Raw genomic sequence first — 25,626 nt, 5'->3', positions numbered from 1 at the left:
TTAGTATGCGCCCCACGAGATAAGCCAAACCTTTTTGGCGGCACAACTCAAATGAATTAAACAAAAGTATCATGGTCCCTCTGACCTTGTGGCCGTACAGCGAACGCCCTACAAAAAATAATGATTTTCTGGCGGCCACCCTACTCTTCCTTCTCTTTATCCAGCTGTCTTTATTACGCTTTTACATCATCAGCGTCTTGAACCGCTAAGCGCGCACCTTGCAGTACTAATGCTGTCAGCAAACGAACTTCTGAGGCCAACTCATCATTCCAAGCAGGCCAAATTCGAGAGATGTACGCATTACTGCCTTCGCCCGGGCTCATGAAGCCATCATTGAATGCGTCAGCCATTTTCTTCAAAGATTTCTCTTCGTCATCTACCCACTGACCGCGGCTAAAGCCCGCTTCAACACAAGCCAACGCCGTTTTCGGGAAATAAGGCAAAGGCTTAGTCATGCCTTCGAAAAATAAGCGAACTAATTCAGTCAGTAGCTGTTTGGCATACTGCGCATCGGCAATTTCTGGGTAGATCAAATGCAGCGCGCCTTCTTTACGATCGTAACCAATGATGTGAGTTTTCTTAGCATGACCCGACGCCGACATGGCAAGGTGATCGATCCACGCTGCAAGGTAATCCTGCGATCGAATCTTACCGCTTCGATAGCGAATCAAACCGGATTGGTAGCATTGAGTTAGCCAACCTGTTAGACGAACGTTTTTCTCTTCGCCTTCATTTCGCTCAAACAAGGAATCAAACGTCAGGTCGATTTCCAAATCGTCTTGAGGCGCACCAGATAAAAACGCCAGTTTATCCACCAGCTCTTCCGCCTGAACTCGGTTGGTTTCAAATTCGATATCACCAAACGCCCCCACCGGCAGTTTGCCTTGCGCGCGCTGTTGACTCATAAAGTGTTTAAGCACCTCTGTTTTTTTCTCTGGCTGCATCAATGTCGCTTCAAGCAAGGTTTCTAACAGCTCATCACGCATTTGATAGCTTTCCAAACCACCTAAAACAAAGGGTTCGTCGTCTTCCATCACCGGTAGTGGCGGTTCAAAGATTACTTTTAAACGACGATTGAAAAAATACTGCACTGGTAAACGCCAGAAACGTTGCAACTCGACTAAGTCGAGCTCAAGCGGGAACGTCGCTCCCAACAGATAGTCGTCTAATGCCCGATTAAAATCACGACGGACATAGCCTTGCGATTGACTGCTTTGAGTCAATGCCGCTGGAATCCACTCTTTCGCGTAGCTAGCATGCATGCCTTGGAACGCACTTGGGCTAAACGGCACCATGGCGTGGGTATTCACCAACGCATTTAATAAGTTGTCGCCAGACTCATCAACGGGCAACGCTTCATCACCACTTAAACAATAGTTTTGGTGACAGTATTCCATCAGCTCAGAAACCAGAACCGAAGGCACTCGCTCGGTGTTGTCTTGGATTGAACGGCCGACATAACTGATGTAGAGCGTTTGCTGTGCAGACAACATGGCTTCGAGGAATAGGTAACGGTCATCATCTCGGCGCGAACGGTCGCCCGGTTTGGTTCTTCCTGTCATCAAGTCAAAGCCTTCTGGCGGCATAGAACGCGGGTACACGCCGTCATTCATCCCCAGTAGACATACGGTTCTAAACGGAATAGAGCGCATCGGCATCAGGGTACAAAAGTTCACTTGACCAGCAAGGAAGCGCTGGCTGACTCGTGTGCCAGATAATTTATTTTGAAGGTATTGGCTGATGATCGACGGCGATAACGCATCATCAAATGCGGCATCAGCTAACTGCTCTTTGAGTTGGCTGAGCGTATCGCGAATGGATTTGAGCGCCATTTCGCCTTCTAACTCAACTGAGAAGAAGTCATCCAGCAGTGAAACCAAAGTCTCTCGCCAACCATCGATAGTTTGAACATGAGAAAGTTTGCTTCGATAAGTGCTAATTTGTTGGATAAAGTGTGCCAACTTGCCCGCCAGCTCTGCGCCCATGCCTTGCACTTCGTTGTACGGAGACAAACTGCCTTGCTCGGTTTCAAACAAACCTGCGGATTCTGGCATCGCGTAGCCAAGCAACATGCGTTGAATACCAAATTGCCATGTGTTTTGACGGGTTTCCGGCAGTTCAAATTCGCGTCCGGTATTGGCGTCCAATCCCCAGCGAATTCCCGATTCCTCAACCCATTGTTTAGCTTGTAAGAAATCACCTTCGCTGAGTTCAAAACGCTTTAATATCGCTGGAGTTTCCAGAAGTTCGAGTAGTTCTGATGCCAAACAGCGCGTATTGGGTAAGTTCACCAACTGCATAAATGCAGCCAGAATTGGGCTCTCTTGATCGGCGGTTCGGTCAGAAATCGAATATGGAATAAAACGCTCACCCGGCGCGTTACCAAAGACCGCCTGAATCGCAGGGCTGTAAGCGTTGATGTCCGCGACCATCACGATAATATCGCGCGGTTTTAACGTTGGGTCAGCATCGAACATCGCCAACAGTTGATCATGCAGCACTTCCACTTCACGCATCGGGCTGTGACAAGCGTGTAGGCTCAGTGATTTATCACCCAAGCTAACCACTTGTTTGTGATGACTGTTTTCAATCTGTTGGTCATCTTGATGTTCTTCAAGATTGAGAATATCCGCTTGCAATTGATGGAGCAGACTGTCGCGCTCAACATCAACAAAGGCTTCAACTTCATGAGATTCCAGCTGAGACAACAGATACATATTGTCGCGCCCGAGTTTACCCATGGATGCCAACAGACTGTTTCCGACCACATCGGTGTGCAGCTCATCGATCACATTATCTTCCAGTGATCCTTTCAGTTGCTCAGTTTCACCTTGCACTTCCGAGTGATCGTCCTGCCACACAACGTGCTGACGATGTTTCGCCGCCAAACGAGCCAGATATTTGCGATCTCGAACTTCACCCCAGTAATAACGACACGGGTTGGTGAACATCAGATGCACGTCGATGTGTTCACCAATTGCTTTTAGCGCATCCATATAGCGAGGCGGCAACGAAGAAATGCCAAAAACAAACAAACGCTTGGGTAAATGGTCAAAATTGCCGTTAAAACTCTCTAACGTGTCGATAAAGTGCTCATAAAGGTTGGCACGGTGATATGGAGACTGTCCTAATGACACAGTGTGATCATACAACGCTTGCCATAAGATCGGCTGCCACGGATGCTCATCTTCCAGCTCTGGCACACTCTGCCCAGCTTCCCAACTTGCGATCCATTCCGGACGATACACCAAGTAACCATCGAAAATATCGGCAATTTTCTCAGCCAGCTGATACAGCTTAGAGTGGTCAATGTCATCTTTGAGGTACTGCGCTAACGGCGAAAACACCTCTTGGTTGAGAAGCCCCGGAAGCAAATGCATCAACTTCCACGTCATCGCTTCTTTGTTAAACGCACTGCGTTTTGGCACGTCTGGCAACACCTGCGTAAACATTTCCCAAATGAAGGTAGCAGGAAGCGGAAAATCAATGTTCGCGGCAACACCAAACTCTTTGGCCAATTCCATTTTTAGCCACTGGGACATGCCTGGACTTTGAACCAGAATTTGTTCTTTTTCGAACGGGTTTTCCAGCGGACTGATTCGAATCAGTTCGACAAGGAGTGATTTAAGAACGTCAACTTGGTTGGAGTGATAAACAGTAAACAAATTGGGAATACCGAGCGCCGATTGAAACTGTTAGCTAGCTTAGCACAGCCCTATTTAAACCCGCAGTGATCTCGCGTTCGGAAAAAACAAAAGGTTATATATCACTCAAATAGAGTATGAATCTTCTGAATTTTCACATGTCAATCAAGTCTGACACTTCCATACAAAATGTGACATTCGTCGCAACTATTCCATAATAAAAAACACTGTTTTATACTCCCTCTACCCATAATTTATAAACAAACAAAAAGTATGTTTCGCAAACTGTCTTCCAACAGCGCTTGGCTGATTGCTTTTTTTGCTTGCTTTACAGTGTACCTGTCGATCGCTTGTTATCCTTTTGTGTTGTCTAACAATCAGAATGAACCACTAACCTTGTTGCAAGGTTACTATTTGGTTTCGACTCAATATGGCTGGCTGGGCTTGATCGCTCTTCCATTTATGTTGTTGAGTTTATTGCTCTCTTTTCTACCGACTCGAGCATTCAAAGGCATCGTGATCGCTATCGCGATCTGTCTATTGATTATGTTTAAAGTCGATATCCTCGTTTTTCAGCAATACAAACTTCACATCAACGCTCTATTAATCCGTATGTTTTTCGAAGGTGGTGATGATGTCTTCGATATTTCGTGGATGAGTTGGCTAATCTTCATCAGTGAAATTGCCGTTCTGGTGATCGGGCTCGCTTGTACCGTTTGGGTAAGTAATCAACTGGCACAAAGCCGAGCTAAGTTCGTTTTGATCAGCGTCTGGTTTGCTGTATTGCTTAGCACGCAGATGATTCATGCGTACAAAAACGCACTTTACGACGATGAAGTCAGTCAGTTTTCGAATAACTGGCCACTTTACTACCCGCTGACGGCTCGTAAATTTATTTACAAACACGACCTAGTGGATGAGAACATTGCATCGAAGAACCGCGTAGAGTTAACCAACATTGAACGTAGCTCACTCAACTACCCGCTTGCGCCGATTCAAGTGCAAAGCAAAGAGAAACAGCCCAATGTTTTGTTTATCTTGGTTGACGCGTGGCGCTACAGTGATGCGACGCCGGAAGTCATGCCAAATGTCAGCAAGTTCGCCGAAAAAACGGTGAATTTCACACAACATATGAGCGGCGGCAACTCAACTCAAGCGGGTATTTTCAGCCTGTTTTACAGCTTGCCAGCGACCTACTGGGAAAGCTTTTACGCAAGTCAACGCTCTCCTGTGTTTATGGATACGCTGCAAGCAGAAGGCTACCGCATGGGCATTTTTGGCTCAGCACCGCTCACCAGCCCGCCACTTTCTCGCACGGTATTCAAAAAAGTGTCGGACTTGACCCTGAAACAAACTGGAGAAACAGCTGTCGAGCGCGATCAGCAGATAACAGACAAGTTCATCGAGTTCCAAAAGCAGGACAGCGACAAGCCGTACTTTGGTTTTCTGTTCTACGATGCCGCCCACGGCACGGTGTTTCCTGAACCTGAATTTGCGAAATTCAAACCATACTGGGAACGCGTTGACCACATTTTGCTCAACAACGATTTTGACGCTTCGCTTTACCACAATCGATACAAGAACTCGTTGTACTACATCGACAGCTTGATTGGTGATGTGCTGAAAAATGTCGACTTAGACAACACCATTGTGGTGATTTCATCAGATCATGGTGAAGAGTTTAACGACCATAAGATGAACTATTGGGGCCACACGGGTAACTACAGTGACGTTCAAGTACATGTGCCTCTTTACGTGTACATGCCAAATCGTCAGCCAGAGCAAGTTGATTACCGCACGACCCATTTTGACGTCGTGCCAACCATGATGAATACGCTGTTTGACGTTCAAGGCACAACGAGTTCATACAGCGTTGGTCATAACTTGTTTGATAGCTCTGCCTCTCGCGATTGGTATATTGCAGGCAGCTACTACAACTATGCATTGGTCGGCAAAGAACTGATGCTTGTGGTCAACCCTGGCGGGCACTCTCAGCAACTGAATCGCCAGTTAAAAGTCGAGAAAGAACAGAAAATTCCTGTCGATATCATTCGTCATTCTCTGGATGAGATGTCGCGATTTTACAAAAAAGGCTAGTGTCCAACATCGACGCCGATTGAAATAAAAAAGCCTCTTGGTTGTAAGACCAAGAGGCTTTTTCCTATCTGCTATTTAAGCGTGATGAGCGTGCATCAAGCGTGGCTGAATCAACAAGTTGTTGATGTATTGTAAGGCCACATAAGAGACAACAAATGTTGCCACAATCAACTCAAGACTAGCTAAGCCTCGCACTTGTTGAACATAGTGCGCAGCCAATCCTTGCAACTCCATCCAATTCGCCATTTTAAACAGCGCCGTCGCACCGATCACCATCGGGAAAGTGAACGCCGCATAGCCTGGGCTAAATGGCAGTCTAAGCAATTTAAAGAATGCGAGGTAAATGATGGCTGTCATCAATACCGCGATACCAAATAGCATAGCGATGATCACTGGTGATGGTGTCGCAGTGACCGTTAAGTACCCTGCCAATGATAGACTTGCTGGTGCCGCCATAATTGCCATTGTTGGTTTCGCTGCATCCGGAATTTCATGGGTAAACATGAAACGGTAAATCATCATCGGCAACATGATCGCGTACGCCACCATACCAAACATCAATGCACCTTGTGCCACTGGTGCTAACATCGGGTTGCCAGAGAAAGACACATCCGCAACGATGATACCCACAGGCGGTACAAACCAACTAGGAACCATGTGGTGCAATTCAAAATCTTTGGCGCGATGGTAAACAAAGCTCACCAAGAATACGATGTGCAAAACCACCGCAATCAGCCAAAGCGCATCGCCAGCTAATGGGTAAAAATGGCCGAGAGAGTTCGATACCACCATAGTGCCCATCGCAAATGTCGGAACCACGCTGCCCACAACCGGATGAGCAAGATCTTGTCTCAATAGATGATTATGTAGCAAAAACTTGGTTGCCAATATAGCCAACAATATGCTCGCGATACCCGCACTAATCCACTGTCCGTAGCCATGTAATTCGGCGAAGTTTTCCCAACTCCAGCCCAAGCTTGCAATACCAAGAGCCAAACCCGCCATTGGAGTTGGCGCTCCCATTACTTTTGCTTTTGTTCTTTGAATCATGAAGACCTCAACCAGACTCACTCTTGATGGGACGTATAATACGCTTGCACTTCGTTCCGATATATCTAATTATTTAAAACAAACGTTCAGAATTACTTAACGGTGGAGTATGGCAAGTCACATTTCTCTTAAACAACTGAAAGTGTTTACGACGATCACGCAGCACAAAACGCTCACAGCAGCTTCTGATAGTCTCTTTTTATCGAAAGCCGCAGTGAGCATGGCACTCTCAGAATTAGAAAAACAGATCGGCCATCACTTGTTTGATCGTGTTAATAACCGACTGATTTTGAACCAAGAAGGTCAAAAACTGCTACCACTGGCGGATGAGTTACTCAACCGAGCCAAAGACATCGAGAGCATTTTCGATGGTGACCAAGCGCTATCGGGCCAACTTCGCATTGGTGCCAGCGACACCATTGGCAACCAAGTCGCGCCCTATTTGCTTAGCGAATTTCGTCAGCAAACGAACCATCGTTCTCAAAGCCTGTTCATTTCTAACTCCGCACAAATCTGCGACATGCTGACCGATTACGAGTTAGACATAGCCCTCATTGAAGGCAAAACACTTCACCCTGAATTGCAGTCTACCCAGTTTAGCGAAGATGAAATGTGCGTGATTTGCGCGCCCAATTCCCCAGCCGCGCACGAAGGGCCAGTAAACTTAACCGAGCTAGAAAACAGTGAATGGATATTGCGAGAGGCAGGATCTGGTTCACGCGAATTTTTTATGCGCGTTGTCGCGCCGCGCTTGGAACATTGGCATGAAGCTTTTCAGCTCAATACCACCGAAGCGTTGATCAACTCAGTATCGGCAGGGTTAGGCTTGGGCTGTTTGTCACGTTTGTCTGCAGAACCTGCTATTCGTGACGGCCGCGTAAAACTGCTCGACATGCCTTTAGATATGAAACGTCGCTTCTGGTTACTGGTTCATAAAGAGAAATATCAAAGCCCATTGCTCAGAACGTTTATCGAATTTTGTCAAGATTGGGAGCGACCAACAAACCTTCCTTTGGCGGACAAATCCGCAAAGTGAAACCAAGATAGTTTAAATGCTAGTCAGTTAGTTGTACGTGTCTCTCATTCTGAGGCTTGTCGCTAGACTTGATTGGTCAAAAACTGTATAAAAAGCCAGTATCAATACACCAAATTAGGGGACCAACCATGGCTGTAATCGTCAAGTACGTGGTAGAACGCAATGGAGAAGAGAAAATGACTTTTACCTCTAAAGCGGAAGCTGACGCATACGACAAAATGCTGGATATGGCAGACGAGTTATTCTCACTGCTGGGTAAAAGTGAACTTCTAGAAGACGAAGGTAAGCAAGAAGATCTTGCAATGTTCCTTGCGCAAAACAAAGAAGAAGTGCTTTACGCTCTTGGTGCAAAACGTAAACCTGCACCAAAAAAAGCAAAGAAGCTTGAAGCTGTTGAAGAAGATAGCGAGCAAGAAGACGCTGCATAAGCCTCTCATTTGTTTAGAAAAAACGTCGCATTATGCGGCGTTTTTTTATTCCTTCCGTTTATCTCCATATATCTCTGAGAATATAAAGAACCGATTTAATATCCCAAATTGCTCTAAATTTCATGTTGCAGATTAGTGTGACTTAGATCTAGTCTAAATGGGTTCGGTGATGGGGTGCCACCGGAATCGAAAGATTCGAACCGCTTTTACAGCTAATGACTCCTACAGAAACGAAAACAGGTCAGCCCTGTTGGAAATGCTTTACCAATGTTGTTAAAGCAAGAGTTCTGTAGTGAGCAATTCAACTCTTCTCCAACCCCGCTCCTGTTTTCTCAAAAAATAAAAATACACTGGGAAAACATTATGCAATATTCACACGAAATCCAATCAATGTGCCCGATTCAACGCGGCGATCTTCATGCATCTGCACCGATCCCTGTTGAAGGCGCAATGATCAATCCAAAAGACGTTATCGCGATTTCTGGTCTTAGCCACGGCGTTGGCGCTTGTGCTCCTCAACAAGGTGCAGCAAAACTGACTCTTAACATCAAAAACGGCATCATCGAAGAAGCTTTGATCGAAACGATCGGCTGTTCAGGCATGACTCAATCAGCCGCGATGGCCGCAGAAATTCTAACAGGCAAAACCATTCTGGAAGCACTGAATACCGACTTGGTATGTGATGCTATCAACGTCGCGATGCGCGAAATCTTCCTTCAATTTGTTTACGGTCGTACTCAATCTGCTTTCTCTGAAGGTGGCTTGGAAATTGGTGCGGCACTGGAAGACCTCGGTCAAACTCAACGCAGCCAAGTGGGTACTAGCTACTCAACCAAAGCAAAAGGCGTGCGTTACATGGAATTGGCTGAAGGCTACGTAACAAAACTCGCACTAGACGAAAACAAAGAAGTGATTGGTTACCAATATCTCAACCTAGGCAAGATGATGAAAGCCATCAACGAAGGCGTATCTGCAGCAGAAGCCGCAGACAAAGCAACGGGGACTTACGGTCGTTTTGACGAAGCCGTATCTACCATCAACCCACGCCAAAAATAATTGCCACCAAGAGGAAAGAGATTATGAACACTCCAATTACTGAATCTGTACGTCGCACATTAGACGAAATGCAACTTTCTTCTCTGGAAGAGGCTTACCAATACTGTATGGATCGTGGTATCGACCCTAAAGCGCTGGTGATGGACACTCAACCTATCGCGTTTGAAAGCGCTGCCGATGCCTACACACTGGGTACTGCTTTGGCGATTTTCCGCGGTGCAAAAACAGCAGAAGAAGCTGCAAACATCATCGGTGAAGGCCTTCAAGCCTGCACAAAACCTGGCAGCGTCGCAGAGCAACGCCAAGTGGGTATCGGTCACGGTGCATTGGCGGCTCGTCTACTGAATGAAGAAAGTGGCTGTTTCGCTTTCCTTGCCGGTCATGAGTCATTCGCAGCGGCAGAAGGCGCAATCAAAATCGCATTGAACGTCAACAAATCACGCAAAAATCCGTTGAAAGTGATCCTGAACGGTTTGGGTAAAGACGCCGCTTACCTAATCTCACGCATCAATGGTTTCACTTACGTACGTACTCAATACAACTACCAAACTGGTGAGTTAGTGGAAGTAGAACGTCGCCGTTTCTCCCAAGGTCCACGTGGTGAGATCCTTTGCTACGGTGCAGACGATGTGCGTGAAGGCTTGGCTATCATGCATAAAGAACAAGTGGATGTGAGCATCACAGGTAACTCAACCAACCCGACTCGCTTCCAACACCCTGTAGCAGGTATCTACAAAGCGGAACGTAACCGTGAAGGCATGCCTTACTTCTCAGTTGCATCAGGTGGTGGTACTGGTCGTACTCTACACCCGGATAATGTGGCGGCAGGTCCTGCATCCTACGGTATGACCGATACCATGGGTCGCATGCACGCCGATGCGCAATTCGCGGGTAGCTCTTCAGTACCTGCACACGTAGCAATGATGGGCTTCATCGGTATGGGCAATAATCCAATGGTAGGTGCAACGGTTGCACTTGCAGTAGAGGTCGGTGAGCTAAGCCTCTAAGTCGATTTATCGCTTTACTACCCAAAGCCAGTAAATCCAACAAACCCAGTGTAGGGGGAGTGACTTCGGTCCTCCCCTTATTTTTTGCGATGCTCCCTTCTCCCACTTCACTGTGTCTCTGCCCAAAATCGGTCTGATAAGGCTTTTGCGACACATTTCTCATCAGACAAACATATCTCTAAAAAGACAAAAGGTATCCATCTACGGACTTTCTCCATTTCCCCTCTTTAAACTCCCCAATACTCTCTTTATGATGACTGACAACTTAATTATTTCTTGTCAGTGAACAGACGAGACACAAGACTCAACACATGGAGATCAACTATGGCTTTCTTCTCTCTAGCCTTTGGTACGGCAACTAAAAACCGCGACGGCAAAATCATCGAAGCGTTTTTCCCAAACCCAGTTCTTAACCCAAGCGAAGCGCTTGTTAACGCACTAGCAGCAGTAGCAGGTTACGAGCAAGGCAACCAAGCTATCGAGATCTCTGCAGCACAAAGCGCAGAACTGGCAGCAGCATTTGAAGCAAACGGCGATGCGGCAAACGCATCTTTCGCAGCAAAAGCAGCAGAATCAGCACAACCACTTGTACTGGTTATCCTTGCAACTGACGAGCAGCCACAAAGCGTTGCTGAAGGTTTCCTAAAACTTCAACTTATCTCTAACCGCCTAGTTCAACCGCACGGCACGGTACTAGACGGCATCTTCGGTCTACTACACAACATCGCATGGACTAACGAAGGCCCAATCGACTTACCTGAACTAGCAGAGCGTCAAATCGAAGCTCGCCTAGCGGGTCGTGCACTAAGCGTAGATTGTGTAGACAAGTTCCCTAAAATGGTGGACTACGTGGTACCAACTGGCGTTCGTATCGCTGACACTTCTCGCGTACGTCTTGGCGCACACGTTGGCGAAGGCACAACGGTAATGCACGAAGGCTTCATCAACTTCAACGCAGGTACAACTGGCGTGAGCATGGTTGAAGGTCGTATCTCTGCTGGTGTAGTGGTTGGTAACGGCTCTGACATCGGCGGCGGCGCATCTATCATGGGTACGCTATCTGGCGGCGGTAAAGTTGTGGTTTCTATCGGTGAAAACTCTCTACTAGGCGCGAACGCAGGTCTTGGCTTCCCAATGGGTGACCGTTGTACTATCGAATCAGGTCTGTACGTAACTGCTGGTTCTAAAGTGCGCATGCTAGATTCTGCAGGCCAAGAAGTAGAAGTTGTGAAAGCCCGCGATCTTGCTGGTGTTTCTGACCTACTGTTCCGTCGTAACTCTGTAACAGGTCAAATCGAGTGTCTTGCAAACAAGAGCGCGGTTGAACTGAACAGCGAACTGCATAAAAACAACTAATTCATTCGTGAATTAGCCCTACGAAAAATCCCCCAGCAGGAAACTGTTGGGGGATTTTTTAGCTTACAGCAAAATGCGTGATTACTGATTTAAAAAGCTGACCGCTTTATCTGGGAAATCAGTAAACAAACCATCCACTTTTACTTGGTTGTAGTACACATCCATCATGCCTTCAAAGCTGTCAGTGTACGCTGGAATGCGTCCTGGATCGGCGCGGAACGTGTATGGATGCACTTGCAAGCCAGCGTCTTTTGCAGCCTTCATCAACGGCTTGATGATGATATTGTCTTTGGTTGACTTATCATCCACCAGCATCGGCTTCCAAGGTCCAATTCCTTCCGCGTAACTCGCTACTTTCTTCATTCCGTCGGCTTCGAACATCCAGTCATAACTGTATGGTGTTGCCTTGTCGCCTTTGTACACCATAGTTTCGTTCCAGTCCGTGTAAGCCATAAGCTGAACGAGCTTTAAGTCCATGTCCATTGCAGGCATGAGTTCACTGTTGATGCGTTGAAGTTCATTCGCATCAAAACACTGAAGGTAGACTTTGTCGTCTTGAGAGCCGTAACCGTACTGCTTCAAGACTTTAAGTACTGCTTTAGAAATGTCCTTACCTTCATGACGATGGAACCAAGGCGCTTTAATTTCTGGGTAAATACCGATGTCATAACCCAGCGTTTTGTTTAAGCCTTGGATCAGCTCAATCTCTTCAGCAAACGTCGGCACGGTGAAGTCAGATTTCCACATAGGGAATCGGGTTGGATAGCCCGCTACTTTGTTGCCTTTCTCATCGATGTTAAAGCCTTCAGTTACTCGCAAGGATTTGATTTCCGCCAGAGTGAAATCAATCGCGTAATAACGACCATCTTTACGTGCACGATCAGGAAAACGCTCCGCAACATCCGTTACGCGATCGAGATAATGGTCATGCAACACGACCAACTGGTCGTCTTTCGTCATTACCACATCTTGCTCTATGTAGTCAGGTTTCATTGCGTAAGCAAGTGCTTTGGCTTCTAGCGTGTGCTCAGGCAAGTAGCCCGATGCGCCACGGTGCGCAATGACAAGCGGCTTCGCAATCGCACCAGCAGAGAGGCTAAGTGCTAAAAAAGTAAGACATACTGACTTTGTTTTCATTGTTATTTCCTTGATAAAGCGAAGAGGCAGTATTCCACTGCCTCTTTAAATAAATATTACGCTAGCGCTTCCTTCTCGCGCTCTTTTTGCTCGTGGTGCGCACGTTCACCTAAGAAGGCGTACATCAAACACACGATAGAAGTAATACAAGAACCCACTAAGATGATAAAGCCACCATCCCAGCCAAAGTGGTCTACGGTATAGCCCAAAATCGCGTTTGCGGCAACTGCCCCACCCAGGTATCCAAACAAACCAGTAAGACCAGCGGCAGTACCTGCGGCTTTCTTCGGAGCGAGTTCAAGTGCGTACAAACCGATCAGCATAACCGGACCATAGATTAGGAAGCCTATTGCAATAAGCGCCATCATATCTACTGTTGGGTTGCCCGCAGGGTTAAACCAATAAACCATCACTGCAACTGTCACTAGCACCATAAATAAGATACCAGCAGGTGCACGACGACCTTTGAACAATTTGTCAGAGATCCAACCACACAATAGTGTTCCTGGAATGCCAGCCCATTCGTATAAGAAATAAGCCCATGACGATTTATCTACCGAGAAATCCTTCGCTTCTTTTAGGTAAACAGGTGCCCAGTCCAGTACGCCGTAACGAATTAGATAAACAAATGCGTTTGCAATTGCAATCGACCAAAGAAGTTTGTTGTTGAAGACGTATTTGAAGAAGATTTCCTTCGCTGTCATTTCTTGTTCATGGGACTTGTCATAGTCATCTGGGTAATCGTCTTTGTATTCTTCAATAGGAGGCAGACCACAAGACTGAGGGGTATCGCGAACCGTCATCCAAACAAACACAGCAACCAACGTGGCGAAAAATGCAGGAACATAAAATGCAGTGCGCCAATCATCGTTAAATGCCCACAGGCCAAGAATAAATAGTGGACCAATCAAGCCGCCACCCACGTTGTGCGCCACGTTCCAAACCGAAACGATCTCACCACGCTCTTTACGTGACCACCAGTGCACCATGGTTCGGCCACAAGCAGGCCACCCCATCCCTTGGAACCAACCGTTCAAGAAAAGCAAAATGAACATCGCAGTGACGCTACCAGTCGCCCATGGCATAAAGCCAAAGCAAAACATCACTAATGCAGACATCAATAGGCCGCCACTAAGGAAATAGCGAGGGTTGGAGCGGTCTGAAACGCTGCCCATTAGAAACTTAGAGAGACCATATGCAATGGAAACAGCTGCCAAGGCGACACCTAAGTCTCCGCGGCTAAAGCCTTGCTCGATAAGATAAGGCATCGCCAAACTGAAGTTTTTACGAACTAGATAGTAACCGGCGTAGCCAACAAAGATACCGATAAAGAGTTGCCAACGGAGGCGAGAGTAGGTGCTATCGATGCTGCCAGGGGACAGACGATCAATGTGCGCCTTAGGTTTGAATATTCCAAACATAGGAACCTCATTATTTTGTATGCGATGGTAAAAACACAAAAGGAGCGAACGAAACAAAATAAATCTTCGTTCGAAAGTTCATGAATTGTATGGAGTTAGGATTTTATTTCTGTGACAAATGTTGCACATGGATTAAATATAAGTAAATACAGTAAATTATATGAGCATTAATTAGATCATCGTTCAACTTTACTCAAGATTCGTTAATATGAAACTGATGTTCAAACCTCTCACTTGAGCATTCCAATTCGAAACCTTTGAAACAAAGGCTCGAATTAGAACATAAACTAACCGTAAAAAGGGCGATTTACGCCTGCCCTACTCGCTCCGAACCAACTAATAACTAAAAAGCTGAAAAACGATCACGTTTAGCATCAAACGAAATAAAAAAAACAATTTTTATTTGAATACAAGCCGAAGCAATGATTCACAAACACAAGACATTAACAGCGTTTATTCTCTTCTCAACTCATCCTATTGGTATCAATGGGATGACGATTTTTTCTAAAAGTCCAAACATGACAGCGTATTTTTTATATCACTGCTATCCCTTGATACATTTGACATTCCGCTACTCCTTTAGGGTTAATTGCTACACAAGTTCTGTGCAATAAGTCTCCAAGCACGTAGCAGCTTCACAAAACTCCTCTTACCAGTTGTGCATTCTTTTTCACATCGGTAATTTGAGCGCTCTCAACACTGGCCTCGTGACAAATAAATTATTTTCGTTGTGTTCTTTTCCGGTTAAAAGATGCGCCATTTAACAAAAACGAAGACTTTGATTAACAAATTTATGCTCAAACGCTCACTTTTAACGCTCGTTTGTTTTCGTAAACGTTTATATATGCACAATAGTATCGTGCTAGACAGGCAAAAATGATCAAAGGACTTTTAACATGACAACGAACAAACACCCCTCTCTGCTTGGAGAATGTTTGGCCGAGTTTATCGGTACAGGACTACTTATTTTCTTCGGCGTAGGCTGTGTTGCAGCCTTAGTTCTAACAGGCGCATCATTTGGACAATGGGAAATCAGTATTGTATGGGGCTTCGGTGTCGCCATCGCTATTTACTGTACGGCTGGCGTCTCTGGTGCACACATCAACCCTGCCGTTACCATCGCACTTGCTATGTTCCATGGTTTTGATAAGGCGAAAGTGGTGCCATACATTATCGCTCAAATGCTTGGGGCATTCTGTTCTGCTGCATTGGTATACAGCTTATACAGCAACCTTTTCACCGACTACGAAATCGCTCATAACTTCGTTCGCAGCAGCCAAGATGCACTAGCAACTGCTGGTATCTTCTCAACCTATCCGCATGCCTCCCTCTCTTTCTTTGGTGCTTTTGCTGTGGAATTCGTTATCACTGCTGTGCTGATGTTTGCGATTCTGGCTCTGGGCGATGAAAATAACGGCGCGGCACGTGGCGCAATGAACCCTCTATTGATCGGTATTTTGATTGCCGTCATCGGTGGTTCACTTGGCCCACTAACAGGCTTTGCGATGAACCCTGCTCGTGACTTTGGACCAAAGCTGTTCGCTTACTTCGCTGGTTGGGATTACGCTCTGACAGGTGCTAAAGACATTCCTTACTTTATCGTGCCTTTACTTGCTCCGATTGCAGGTGCGTGTTTTGGTGGTTGGTTGTATCCAAAAGCGATTGCCGCTTACCTTCCACAACAAGGTCACGGTTGCACGATTCCAAACCAATGTGAGACGGAAGAAGAAACAGAAGAAGCTAGAGCTTAAAACTGACGTAACTCGAACATTTACTAAAATATAAATAACGAAACAAAAGGATTCTTACCATGACTGAGCAAAAATACATTGTTGCCCTAGACCAAGGTACAACAAGCTCTCGCGCAGTGATTCTTGATCATGATGCGAACATCGTAAGCGTCGCGCAACGCGAATTTACTCAGATTTATCCAGAAGCTGGTTGGGTTGAACATGATCCAATGGAGATCTGGGCAACACAAAGCTCTACCTTAGTAGAAGCTCTAGCTAAGTCTGGCATCCGTAGCGACCAATTAGCGGCTATCGGTATTACTAACCAGCGTGAAACGACTATCGTCTGGAACAAAGAAACAGGTAAACCCGTTTACAATGCGATTGTATGGCAATGTCGCCGTACTGCTGATATCTGTGAAGATTTAAAAGCACGCGGTCTCGAAAACTATGTACGTGACAACACTGGTTTGGTGCTTGACCCTTACTTCTCAGGTACCAAAGTTAAATGGATTCTGGACAATGTTGAAGGTGCACGAGAAGACGCAGAAGCAGGCAAGCTTTTGTTTGGTACTGTCGATACTTGGTTAGTTTGGAAGATGACTCAAGGTCGCGTTCACGTAACCGACTACACTAACGCATCGCGTACCATGCTGTTTAACATCAACGATCTATGTTGGGATCAAAAAATGTTAGATGAGCTTGGCATCCCAGCATCTATGATGCCAGAAGTGAAGCGCTCATCGGAAATTTACGGTAAAACCAACATCGGTGGTAAAGGCGGTACTCGTATTCCTATTTCTGGAATAGCAGGTGACCAACAAGCGGCGCTTTACGGCCAAATGTGTGTTGAAGCGGGTCAAGCGAAAAACACTTACGGTACGGGTTGTTTCTTGCTAATGAATACGGGCCAAGAAAAAGTCACTTCGACACATGGTCTTCTAACAACTTTGGCTTGTGGTCCTGCAGGCGAACCAGCTTATGCACTTGAAGGTGCCGTATTCATGGGTGGAGCTTCTATCCAATGGCTACGCGATGAATTGAAAATCCTAAACGGTGCAGAAGACTCTGAATACTTCGCGACAAAAGTGGATACATCAAACGGCGTTTATGTCGTGCCTGCATTTACTGGTTTAGGCGCTCCATACTGGGATGCCTACGCACGTGGCACGATTGTCGGCCTTACTCGCGGTGTGAATTCAAACCATATCATCCGTGCAACATTGGAAGGCATCGCTTATCAAACTCGTGACGTACTGGATGCGATGCAAGCTGACTCAGGCATTAAGCTTGCGAACCTTCGCGTCGATGGTGGTGCAGTAGCGAACAACTTCCTAATGCAATTCCAATCCGATGTATTGAACACAGAAGTACACCGCCCTCAAGTAACTGAGGTTACCGCTCTTGGTGCAGCCTACCTTGCCGGCCTTGCAGTTGGTTACTGGGATAGCATTGATGAGTTGCAGAATAAAGCGGTACTTGATCGCACCTTTGAGCCACACGATGATGAAGAAAAACGCAATCGTCGTTACAAGGGCTGGAAACGTGCAGTGAAATGTGCACAAACCTGGTCTGAACTTCACGACGAAGAAGATTAATCTCATCTCCATAAGAAAAGAAGAGCGCCATTTGTGCGCTCTTTTTGCGCTTTATCCCCGATTCCTGAACTCGCTTACTTCTCACAACGAGCAAATTCGAGCACAATAGAGCTTCGAATTTGAAGCATTGGCCGTTACCAATGCACAAGGGAGTGGTAAGTGAAGCAAATACCTCGACACCAGCAGATTGTTGAGCTGGTGAAAAAACAAGGCTATGTCAGCACGGATGAGTTGGTAGAAAGATTCAATGTCAGCCCACAAACCATCCGACGCGATCTCAATGAACTCGCCGATGACAACAAAATTCGTCGTTATCACGGTGGAGCCACTATTCCTCTCAGTTCTGAAAACACATCTTACAACACGCGTAAAGCGCTCAACTTCAATGAAAAAGATGTCATTGCAGACGAGGTAGTCAAACACATTCCAGATGGTGCCACACTATTCATCGATATTGGCACTACACCAGAAGCAGTTGCGCGAGCGCTCAATAAAAATCATAAACAGTTGCGTGTAGTCACCAACAACATCAATGTTGCGACCATTCTTTTCCCTAACCCTGAAATCAAAGTCATCTTAGCGGGTGGAGAAGTCCGCAGCAGAGACGGCGGTATTGTTGGCGAGGCAACCCTCGATTTCGTTAAACAGTTCCGTCTCGACTTTGGTATTCTCGGCATTAGCGGCATCGACTTCGATGGCTCGCTATTAGACTTTGATTACCACGAAGTCCGGGTCAAACAAGCGATCATTGACAATAGCCGTAGTGTATTTCTTGCCGTAGACCACACCAAGTTCGGGCGCAATGCTATGGTTAAACTAGGCAATATTGCACAGCTCAACATGATCTTTACCAATAAGCAGCCACCAGAAGAAATCTTGTCAATTTTGAAGGAAGCTTCTATCCCACTTGAAGTGGTTGAAGCTAACGAATCAAACTCCGAAAACGAGTAACGTCAATCATATAATTCCCCCTCAAATGACCTCTGTCTTAATTAGACAGAGGTTTTTTTGTGTCTAAATCACACAAAACGCTCACAAACGAAAATAATAGATGATCACAAACGAAACCTGAGCTAGGATTACATTATGTTCTAAAATGCTCGTTCGCTCACCAAGAGGTCAAATTTATGAGTATACAAAATAATGCTTCCACTACTAGCTCATCCACTACCTTAGACTTGATCGTAATCGGTGGCGGCATTAACGGAGCTGGTATTGCAGCAGACGCAGCTGGCCGAGGTTTGAGTGTTGGCTTATATGAAGCAAATGACTTCGCATCTGCGACTTCTTCAGCAAGTTCTAAACTGATACACGGCGGTTTACGCTACCTTGAACACTACGAGTTTCGTTTAGTTTCGGAAGCGCTCGCAGAGCGTGAGGTTATTCTTCGTAAAGCACCACACGTCGCATTACCAATGCGTTTCCGTTTACCGCATCGCCCATTCCTACGTCCAGCTTGGATGATTCGTTGCGGCCTTTTCCTTTACGATAATTTGGGTAAACGTACGACGCTGCAAGGCAGTAAAACTGTCAACCTTGCGAAATCTGGCTTGCTAAAACCAGAGATGAAAACGGGTTTCGAATACTCTGACTGTTGGGTTGATGATGCGCGTTTAGTATTACTGAACGTTCTTGCGGCTCGCGAAAACCATGCTGAAGTGCGTAACTACTGCCGCGTGGAAAAAGCACACCGTGAAGGTGGTATCTGGCACGTTACTATTCACGATGTGATGACAGACCAACGTTTCGAACGTAAAGCGAAAGCGTTAGTCAATGCAGCGGGGCCTTGGGTAAAACAGTTCTTTGATGATGGATTAGAGCAAGCCTCTCCTCGTAACATTCGCTTAATCAAAGGCTCGCACATCGTTGTTCCTCGTATCCACAACGAACCGCAAGCCTACATCCTTCAAAACAAAGACAATCGCATCGTATTTATGATTCCTTACTTAGATAAGTTTTCAATCATTGGTACAACAGATGTGGAGTACAAAGGTGACCCACGCGAAGTGTCGATCTCAGATGACGAAGTCGATTACCTCATTGATATCGTAAACCAACACTTTGTCCACCAGTTGACTCGCGAAGATGTAGTTTGGACATACAGTGGTGTTCGTCCTTTATGTGACGATGAATCTGACTCTCCGCAAGCAATCACACGAGACTACACGCTAGAGCTCGATGCGGAATACGACCATGCACCTCTGCTTTCTGTTTTTGGTGGTAAGTTAACGACCTACCGTAAGTTAGGTGAAGCAGCAATGAAAAAGCTAGCTCCGTTCCTACCTGAAATGGGTAAAGACTGGACTGCCAACCAAACCCTACCTGGTGGTAACTTCAGCTGTAGTCGTGAACAATTAGCTAAACAAATTCACGCTAAATACACTTGGGCGCCAGAAGCATTGATTCTTCGTTATGTGACACAATTTGGTACCCAAACGTGGAACTTAATGGAAGGCACAACAAGTGAAGCTGACTTAGGACAAATGTTCTCGACACAAGCAGGTGGTGTTTACCAACGTGAGATCGATTACTTAATGAACCATGAAATGGCAATGACCGATGAAGACATTTTATGGCGCCGTACTAAGCTTGGTCTTTACATGAACGAGGAAGAAAAACAGGCCTTAACGGACTATTTAAAGAAAAAGCTACAACAGAAAGTGGTTAATCTTTCTCAAGTTGGCTAACAGCTCCCCTCCCTCCCCCACAATAAAGCCTGCTTAGTTGCAGGCTTTTTGTTTTGTTGTTTAAGCACAACACCTTGGTGCGCTCCACTCGATTGCAAATAAGAACAACTATTCATAGACATTTGGCGTTAAATACAATCATACTCATTTGAAAAATAATGCATCAATGACTTCAGAGTACCGTACTCAGAGTATTGCCTCTGTATGGCAATACAATTCTCGCGAAAGAAGTATCTTGAGGTTATTTTGGTATCGGCTCAAACAAGGAAAAGAAAATGGGTTTTATGATTGAACATTGGGACTTCTCAACCCCAGAAGCAACTCAACAATCCACCACGGCAGAGCAAATTCAAGCGAAGCATTGGTACCATTGCGAACGGCTGCATCCTGATATTCGTGGTTGGCTGGAGCAGAACCAAGTACCTCGAGCTACGGTTGATCATCTATTAGCCGACGAAAGCCGACCATCTTTCCATCCTTTAGATGACGAGAACTTCATGTTGATTTTACGAGGCGTCAATATGAACGGCAATGCATCACCAGAAGATATGCTTAGTATTCGAATTCTCTACTTTCAAGGCGCACTCATTTCAACTCGTAAAATTCCATCACGCGCGATCATGGAGATTCGCCAAGCATTAGCGGAACACAAAGGCCCAAAAAGTCTTGCCAGTTTACTTCATCAGATCATTGAAGGATTAAACAGTAAAATAGACATTTACCTTGATACAATTGAAGAAACACTAAACCAGTTCGACGTGAATGATGAATCGACGTACAAACATATGGCGACTCAAAAAGCGCTGATTTCTATCAAGCGTTTTATTCGCCCTCAGCAGTACGCTATCCGTGATCTTGTGGAGTCAGAATCAGAATTGATTGCTTTGAGACCTCATCAATATCGCTTCGCACACAATAATATTACGCGCATAAATGAAACACTTGAGTTTTATCTTGGAGAAGTCGCGCTTTTCCAAGAAGAGATCAAACATCATCGTGATGAGAAAACCAATAAAAACAGTTACCTGTTTACTTTGGTAGCAACGATTTTTCTACCAACCAGCTTCTTAACAGGTTTACTCGGCATCAATGTTGGTGGAATGCCAGGTGTGGAATCCACCATGGCATTCACCTGGTTCTGCATCGCCTTAATTGTCATTTTTGGTCTAGAGTGGTGGCTATTTAAACGCTTGGGGCTCACGAATAAAGCGAACGACGAAGACGAATAAACACTAAACCTATAAAGAACAAAAACCAAAAGAGGAGCACGCGGCTCCTCTTTTCTCTACTCACATTAGAATCTTATCCGGGGTGACCATCCACACGAGGGGTCACAAGCATCACACCAAAGCGCCACACAAACAGCCCAAACGCAACAATCCATAATCCGCCGCTGATATCAATCCACAGCATCATGTTCGCTGGGTCAAAGATCACGGCGAAACTGCGAACCAAAGCTGCCGCGGTAATCGCTGCAAACGCAAGGCTCATGTTTGGCCCTTTGTAGATCATGCGACCAGTATGTCCCATCGTCACCCGTGTAATCATCGCTAAAATCAAACCGCCTAACGCACCTATCGCAAACAGGTGAATGAGGTTATGGCTGGCAAATGCATCTCCCCAGACGCCTCGCAAAATTAAGCTTAGTGGTAAACACAAATACGCAGCATGCAGCGACCACACTAAAGGCTCGCTCAGGGTTAACCAAGGTTTCCAGCGAACAAAACGCACCAACTGAGCAACACCTGCAAATAGCATCAAAGGACTACCTAGTTCTGCAAACGTCACAGGGAAAAAGCTCAGCACAAATAGCATTACCAATGGCAAGTTCGCGAACCACTCTAACCAAGCCAATGGTTGCGCTTTTTCGAAATTAAATCGACGCGCAGTAAAAAATGGAATTACACGTCCGCCCATCACTGACAACAGCAAGGTAAACCACCACAGCATTGCTTGCCACACCGCTGAAGAGCTAAAGGGCGGCATACCTTTTATCGTTGCGTAGCTTGCAAAGTTCGCAAAGATGGCTAAAAGAAACAGTGGAACGAAAAACAAATTACGCCAACCTTTGGCTCGATACACACGAATGCCCACCTCATAGGCGACAAACAGTAAAAATACCGCTTCGATACTGCTGGTTAACCATAACGGTGCTTGTGTCCAAAGCAATATGCGGGGCACTAACCACAAGCCAAATAAAGCCAGAAGCATGTAATGCTTGGTACCATTAATGCCAGTCCAGTTTTGTACCGCGGTCAGTACAAAGCCAACTACAATGGCCATCGAAAAACCGAACAACATTTCATGTACGTGCCACCATAATGCAGGCACGGCTAATGCGTTTGGCTGTCCGCCTTGGAACATCCACACCCACAACGCAATCGCAACAATGGCGTAAATCGACCCAAACAGAAAAAACGGCCGAAAGCCTAATCGCAGCCATGCGGGGATTTTTTCTTCTACTTTTTTATCGGTGATATTCAGCATTATCTTGCCCTCAAGCGTCTCTCGATGCTGGTTAACTCAACTACATATTGATGCTACCATAAACATGCATAAAAAATACATGTTTATAATTAAGATTATACTTAAGAGGTAAAGTTGTGCTTCAGATGCGGGTTAGGTATAAACATGAGAGGCACAACTATCAGTTAAGGGATGCAACGACAATGTACATATTTGGCTATGGCAGTTTGATTAATTCTGCGTCACGTAAATTAACCGGACAAACGGGAGAAGCCATTCCCGTCATAGCACATGGGTTGGTTCGCTACTGGGGGAAGATTGACGACAGCTACAGCCTCTCTCCATTAGTGGTGAACCAAGGCGATGGACAGGTTAATGGCGTTTTACTCGAAGTGAATAAAGAAGCGCTCGCAGAATTCGACCGCCGTGAGCGAGGTTATCATCGTATTCAACTTCAGCCAGATCAAATCGAAACAGATGCGAGTTTTAACCAAGAACATGACATTTGGGTTTACGTAAAAGACGAGCCACTACCACCATGCGCAAAGAGCCCAATCATGCAAAGTTATGTTGATACCGTGCTGGCAGGTTGCTTGGAAGTTTCCCACGCGTTTGCAGAGCATTTTGTGCGTCACACCATTGGCTGGCAACACGCGAAAGAAAATGACCGCCATCAACCCAAATATGGCAACCTTGCAGGCGTACAAGATCACCATTATGAGTTGATTGATAATCTGATCAAAAAAGGAGCCTAACGGCTCCTTTTTAGTATCTATGTTTTGCTTACGCGAGCTTAAAACTTGTAATCAACACCAACGTACAGGCTGTCAAAATCAAAATCTTCGCTGCCACCGTTTTCGGCATCAATACTTACCGAAGAAGCACGGTAGCCACCAGATACAACCAAACCTGAAGCGAACTCATAACCAGCCTCAACACCGTAGTTAAAGCCTACATCACGACCATCATCGGTAACAGTGCTAGATGATTTCACTTCATAAGAAACACTCATTACACCAAGGCCAGCAATCGCACCAACATAGAAGCCTGTACCTGCAAATTGGTATTTAGGCTTCGCATTGAAATTGAACGCAGAAGCATCAACACTAAATTTAACCGGCCACCCCATGTAAGAAAATGTTTCTTCAAAGTCGCCAAAGTATATGTACTCACCTTCAAAAGCTAGTTTGAAGTTTTCTGAATATTGAAGCTCTTTACCTACAGCGAAGCTAAGACCTGTCGCAGAAAAATCTTTTGACAAGCTTTTAACTTTAAGATCTGAATTTACCAAATCAGCACCAACATACCAGTTACCTTTTGCTTGAACTGATGCTGAAGCAACCACTGCACCTAAAGCCAATAATGGCAATACTTTTTTCATTATAATTTCCTAATTTTTCATACTGTTAGACAGCTTTTAAAAGCGCGGAGATTATAAATAGAGTTGAATACTTTCCTATTGATTTGTTTATAAAATGAGACACAAACATAAACATGAACAATAAAACGTTTGCTTGATTAAACTCTAAACAGCTCGAGTCCTATTAAGTACTAGAGTTACCACAAGTAGCAAGTTTCCAAACCAGTCGCGTTTTTCAGTATTTTTACAGCAATATAATCCTTACGTTTACGGCTTTATTTATTACTCAATAGAGTCTATTTCATGAAAACAAGTTGGCTTGATATGATGATTTAAAGTGTTTAGGACTGTCTTACTAAAGGTTTGTGCATCTCTAAGTAGCTGTTTAAAATAGTCAGATTATTGAGCTCACACTTGGGCAGTGAGCAGTGCCAACGGGAAATTTACATGGCAAAGCTAAAAGATATCGCCATTGAAGCGGGCGTCTCACTTGCAACCGTATCGCGGGTTTTGAACAACGACCCAACGTTGAGCGTTAAAGAAGAAACCAAATACCGCATTTTGGAAATTGCAGAAAAACTGGAGTACCGCACCAGTAGCTCGAAGAAAGGCAACAAAGAAGCTAAGCAAAAACATCACTTTTTAGCCTTATATAACTACAAACAAGAAACAGAGGTGAATGACCCTTACTACTTATCAATTCGTCATGGGATTGAAACGCAATGCGACAAATTAGGTATTACGCTAACCAATTGCTATAACAGTGAAATTGATGTTGAAACGAAAAAGATAACAGGTGTCCTTTTAGTCGGAAATGTCGACCAAAAGGTAGTAGATAAATTACCTAAACGTCTAGCCGATAGCATCTGCTACATAAACTTTTCAGATCCAACCTGCCCTTATGATTGCGTTGATGTCGACCTTATTCGAATCAGTAGGCAAGTAGTTGATTTCTTTGTACAACGAGGCTACCGCCGCATCGGTTATATTGGCGGTCAAAACAAGCCCGACGCAGCTGACACTCGTGAAAATGTGTTTTTGGACTATGGCTATCTAAAAGGCGTGGTCGCAGAACAAGATATACACTATTGTGCCTGCTCTAGTTTGTCCGGTTATAACTTAGCGAAAGAGATGCTAGCCAAAGGTGACTTCCCGAAAGCAGTATTCATTGATTCAGACTCCATCGCGATTGGCATAGTACGTGCAATCCATGAATTTGGCTTAAAGATACCAGAGGATATTACGTTGATTAGTATGAATGATATTCCTACTGCTCGCTTTACCTTTCCGCCGTTGTCTACAATTCGTATTCACTCTGAGTTGATGGGAACTCAGGGAGTGAACTTACTGGTGGAAAAATACCGAGATGGACGCTTACAACCTCTTCATGTATACGTGCAAACAGAGCTTAAACTACGTGGTACAACTCAATGATACCTTTTCCATTAATCTCTTTTATGAATTAAATCTGGAACATCCCCCCCCCCCAACCAAAGACACTCATTTTGCTCAATCAGTACTGTTTCGGTATAACGCCGATAACTCAGCGGGTA

At 45.3% G+C, this 25,626-nt stretch carries 19 protein-coding genes and 1 riboswitch; of the genes, 13 read left to right on the top strand and 6 right to left on the bottom strand.

Features of this window, described 5'->3' with window-relative positions; all coding sequences use genetic code 11:
- Nucleotides 1-173: 173 nt before the first annotated feature.
- Nucleotides 174-3,665, bottom strand: a complete 3,492-nt coding sequence (gene recC / locus J4N43_RS03505) for an exodeoxyribonuclease V subunit gamma (RefSeq protein WP_158159758.1) — start codon at nt 3,663-3,665, stop codon at nt 174-176.
- A gap of 252 nt (nt 3,666-3,917) precedes the next feature.
- Between recC and J4N43_RS03500 the strand changes: the two genes are divergently transcribed.
- Nucleotides 3,918-5,741: a DUF3413 domain-containing protein gene (locus J4N43_RS03500; protein ID WP_031780218.1), complete on the top strand. Its 1,824-nt coding sequence runs from the start codon at nt 3,918-3,920 to the stop codon at nt 5,739-5,741.
- A 75-nt stretch (nt 5,742-5,816) separates the two neighbouring features.
- Here J4N43_RS03500 and J4N43_RS03495 read toward each other — a convergent pair whose 3' ends face one another.
- Nucleotides 5,817-6,791 carry a TDT family transporter gene (locus J4N43_RS03495; protein ID WP_005391714.1) on the bottom strand — a complete coding sequence of 325 codons (975 nt, stop codon included), beginning with the start codon at nt 6,789-6,791 and terminating at the stop codon, nt 5,817-5,819.
- Nucleotides 6,792-6,900: 109 nt separating this feature from the next.
- Here J4N43_RS03495 and J4N43_RS03490 point away from each other — a divergent pair, with 109 nt between their 5' ends.
- The 5 genes from J4N43_RS03490 to dapD all read left to right on the top strand — a co-directional run bounded on the left by J4N43_RS03490 (nt 6,901) and on the right by dapD (nt 11,674).
- The gene (locus tag J4N43_RS03490) at nt 6,901-7,827 is read left to right on the top strand and encodes a LysR substrate-binding domain-containing protein (RefSeq protein ID WP_005391712.1); all 927 of its coding nucleotides are present in this window, start codon (nt 6,901-6,903) and stop codon (nt 7,825-7,827) included.
- Nucleotides 7,828-7,955: 128 nt separating this feature from the next.
- Nucleotides 7,956-8,255 carry a YebG family protein gene (locus tag J4N43_RS03485; RefSeq protein ID WP_005380208.1) on the top strand — a complete coding sequence of 100 codons (300 nt, stop codon included), beginning with the start codon at nt 7,956-7,958 and terminating at the stop codon, nt 8,253-8,255.
- Nucleotides 8,256-8,411: 156 nt separating this feature from the next.
- Nucleotides 8,412-8,487: riboswitch (Fluoride riboswitch) on the top strand.
- A gap of 131 nt (nt 8,488-8,618) precedes the next feature.
- Nucleotides 8,619-9,311 (top strand): iron-sulfur cluster assembly scaffold protein, encoded by a 693-nt coding sequence (locus tag J4N43_RS03480; protein WP_053349867.1) that lies wholly within the window; start codon nt 8,619-8,621, stop codon nt 9,309-9,311.
- Between the two features lie 23 nt (nt 9,312-9,334).
- Nucleotides 9,335-10,318, top strand: coding sequence for a GGGtGRT protein (locus J4N43_RS03475; protein ID WP_053349836.1), 984 nt, complete (start codon nt 9,335-9,337; stop codon nt 10,316-10,318).
- Between the two features lie 324 nt (nt 10,319-10,642).
- Nucleotides 10,643-11,674 (top strand): 2,3,4,5-tetrahydropyridine-2,6-dicarboxylate N-succinyltransferase, encoded by a 1,032-nt coding sequence (dapD, locus tag J4N43_RS03470; protein ID WP_005391708.1) that lies wholly within the window; start codon nt 10,643-10,645, stop codon nt 11,672-11,674.
- Between the two features lie 81 nt (nt 11,675-11,755).
- On the opposite strand, the gene glpQ is transcribed toward dapD, so the two are convergent.
- Nucleotides 11,756-12,811, bottom strand: a complete 1,056-nt coding sequence (gene glpQ, locus J4N43_RS03465) for a glycerophosphodiester phosphodiesterase (protein WP_005380201.1) — start codon at nt 12,809-12,811, stop codon at nt 11,756-11,758.
- Nucleotides 12,812-12,867: 56 nt separating this feature from the next.
- Nucleotides 12,868-14,232, bottom strand: coding sequence for a glycerol-3-phosphate transporter (gene glpT, locus J4N43_RS03460; RefSeq protein WP_005380199.1), 1,365 nt, complete (start codon nt 14,230-14,232; stop codon nt 12,868-12,870).
- An 896-nt stretch (nt 14,233-15,128) separates the two neighbouring features.
- Here glpT and J4N43_RS03455 point away from each other — a divergent pair.
- The 5 genes from J4N43_RS03455 to J4N43_RS03435 all read left to right on the top strand — a co-directional run bounded on the left by J4N43_RS03455 (nt 15,129) and on the right by J4N43_RS03435 (nt 21,476).
- Nucleotides 15,129-15,983: an MIP/aquaporin family protein gene (locus tag J4N43_RS03455; protein ID WP_005380195.1), complete on the top strand. Its 855-nt coding sequence runs from the start codon at nt 15,129-15,131 to the stop codon at nt 15,981-15,983.
- A 59-nt stretch (nt 15,984-16,042) separates the two neighbouring features.
- A complete protein-coding gene (glpK, locus tag J4N43_RS03450; RefSeq protein ID WP_005380193.1) occupies nt 16,043-17,560 on the top strand; it encodes a glycerol kinase GlpK in 1,518 nt (505 codons plus the stop codon).
- 159 nt (nt 17,561-17,719) lie between these two features.
- Complete coding sequence (locus J4N43_RS03445; protein WP_005380192.1) at nt 17,720-18,511, top strand: DeoR/GlpR family transcriptional regulator; 792 nt, start codon at nt 17,720-17,722, stop codon at nt 18,509-18,511.
- Nucleotides 18,512-18,687: 176 nt separating this feature from the next.
- On the top strand, nt 18,688-20,247 hold the full coding sequence (gene glpD / locus J4N43_RS03440; protein ID WP_053304092.1) for a glycerol-3-phosphate dehydrogenase: 1,560 nt from the start codon (nt 18,688-18,690) through the stop codon (nt 20,245-20,247).
- Between the two features lie 275 nt (nt 20,248-20,522).
- Nucleotides 20,523-21,476, top strand: coding sequence for a CorA family divalent cation transporter (locus J4N43_RS03435; protein WP_053304093.1), 954 nt, complete (start codon nt 20,523-20,525; stop codon nt 21,474-21,476).
- 73 nt (nt 21,477-21,549) lie between these two features.
- Here J4N43_RS03435 and J4N43_RS03430 read toward each other — a convergent pair whose 3' ends face one another.
- Entirely contained in the window at nt 21,550-22,734 is a 1,185-nt protein-coding gene (locus J4N43_RS03430) for an NnrS family protein (protein ID WP_053349837.1), read from the bottom strand.
- Nucleotides 22,735-22,916: 182 nt separating this feature from the next.
- On the opposite strand from J4N43_RS03430, the gene J4N43_RS03425 reads away from it, so the two are divergent.
- Nucleotides 22,917-23,468 (top strand): gamma-glutamylcyclotransferase family protein, encoded by a 552-nt coding sequence (locus J4N43_RS03425; protein WP_042521366.1) that lies wholly within the window; start codon nt 22,917-22,919, stop codon nt 23,466-23,468.
- Nucleotides 23,469-23,506: 38 nt separating this feature from the next.
- Here J4N43_RS03425 and J4N43_RS03420 read toward each other — a convergent pair whose 3' ends face one another.
- Nucleotides 23,507-24,094 carry an outer membrane beta-barrel protein gene (locus J4N43_RS03420; RefSeq protein WP_005380175.1) on the bottom strand — a complete coding sequence of 196 codons (588 nt, stop codon included), beginning with the start codon at nt 24,092-24,094 and terminating at the stop codon, nt 23,507-23,509.
- 426 nt (nt 24,095-24,520) lie between these two features.
- On the opposite strand from J4N43_RS03420, the gene ebgR reads away from it, so the two are divergent.
- Nucleotides 24,521-25,507, top strand: coding sequence for a transcriptional regulator EbgR (gene ebgR, locus J4N43_RS03415; RefSeq protein WP_053349838.1), 987 nt, complete (start codon nt 24,521-24,523; stop codon nt 25,505-25,507).
- Nucleotides 25,508-25,626 lie beyond the last annotated feature (119 nt).

Origin of the sequence: Vibrio sp. SCSIO 43009 (assembly GCF_023716525.1) — a bacterium.
GTDB lineage: Bacteria > Pseudomonadota > Gammaproteobacteria > Enterobacterales > Vibrionaceae > Vibrio > Vibrio alginolyticus.
The sequence above is the reverse complement of the archived record's forward strand: the minus strand, read 5'-3'. Positions and strand labels throughout refer to the sequence as shown.

What these genes read in the sequence shown, in the direction of transcription:
- J4N43_RS03500 (WP_031780218.1), top strand. Translation starts at nt 3,918, where the DNA reads ATGTTTCGCAAACTGTCTTCCAACAGCGCTTGGCTGATTGCTTTTTTT.
- J4N43_RS03495 (WP_005391714.1), bottom strand. Translation starts at nt 6,791, where the DNA reads ATGATTCAAAGAACAAAAGCAAAAGTAATGGGAGCGCCAACTCCAATG.
- J4N43_RS03490 (WP_005391712.1), top strand. Translation starts at nt 6,901, where the DNA reads ATGGCAAGTCACATTTCTCTTAAACAACTGAAAGTGTTTACGACGATC.
- J4N43_RS03485 (WP_005380208.1), top strand. Translation starts at nt 7,956, where the DNA reads ATGGCTGTAATCGTCAAGTACGTGGTAGAACGCAATGGAGAAGAGAAA.
- J4N43_RS03480 (WP_053349867.1), top strand. Translation starts at nt 8,619, where the DNA reads ATGCAATATTCACACGAAATCCAATCAATGTGCCCGATTCAACGCGGC.
- J4N43_RS03475 (WP_053349836.1), top strand. Translation starts at nt 9,335, where the DNA reads ATGAACACTCCAATTACTGAATCTGTACGTCGCACATTAGACGAAATG.
- dapD (WP_005391708.1), top strand. Translation starts at nt 10,643, where the DNA reads ATGGCTTTCTTCTCTCTAGCCTTTGGTACGGCAACTAAAAACCGCGAC.
- glpQ (WP_005380201.1), bottom strand. Translation starts at nt 12,811, where the DNA reads ATGAAAACAAAGTCAGTATGTCTTACTTTTTTAGCACTTAGCCTCTCT.
- glpT (WP_005380199.1), bottom strand. Translation starts at nt 14,232, where the DNA reads ATGTTTGGAATATTCAAACCTAAGGCGCACATTGATCGTCTGTCCCCT.
- J4N43_RS03455 (WP_005380195.1), top strand. Translation starts at nt 15,129, where the DNA reads ATGACAACGAACAAACACCCCTCTCTGCTTGGAGAATGTTTGGCCGAG.
- glpK (WP_005380193.1), top strand. Translation starts at nt 16,043, where the DNA reads ATGACTGAGCAAAAATACATTGTTGCCCTAGACCAAGGTACAACAAGC.
- glpD (WP_053304092.1), top strand. Translation starts at nt 18,688, where the DNA reads ATGAGTATACAAAATAATGCTTCCACTACTAGCTCATCCACTACCTTA.
- J4N43_RS03435 (WP_053304093.1), top strand. Translation starts at nt 20,523, where the DNA reads ATGGGTTTTATGATTGAACATTGGGACTTCTCAACCCCAGAAGCAACT.
- J4N43_RS03430 (WP_053349837.1), bottom strand. Translation starts at nt 22,734, where the DNA reads ATGCTGAATATCACCGATAAAAAAGTAGAAGAAAAAATCCCCGCATGG.
- J4N43_RS03425 (WP_042521366.1), top strand. Translation starts at nt 22,917, where the DNA reads ATGTACATATTTGGCTATGGCAGTTTGATTAATTCTGCGTCACGTAAA.
- J4N43_RS03420 (WP_005380175.1), bottom strand. Translation starts at nt 24,094, where the DNA reads ATGAAAAAAGTATTGCCATTATTGGCTTTAGGTGCAGTGGTTGCTTCA.
- ebgR (WP_053349838.1), top strand. Translation starts at nt 24,521, where the DNA reads ATGGCAAAGCTAAAAGATATCGCCATTGAAGCGGGCGTCTCACTTGCA.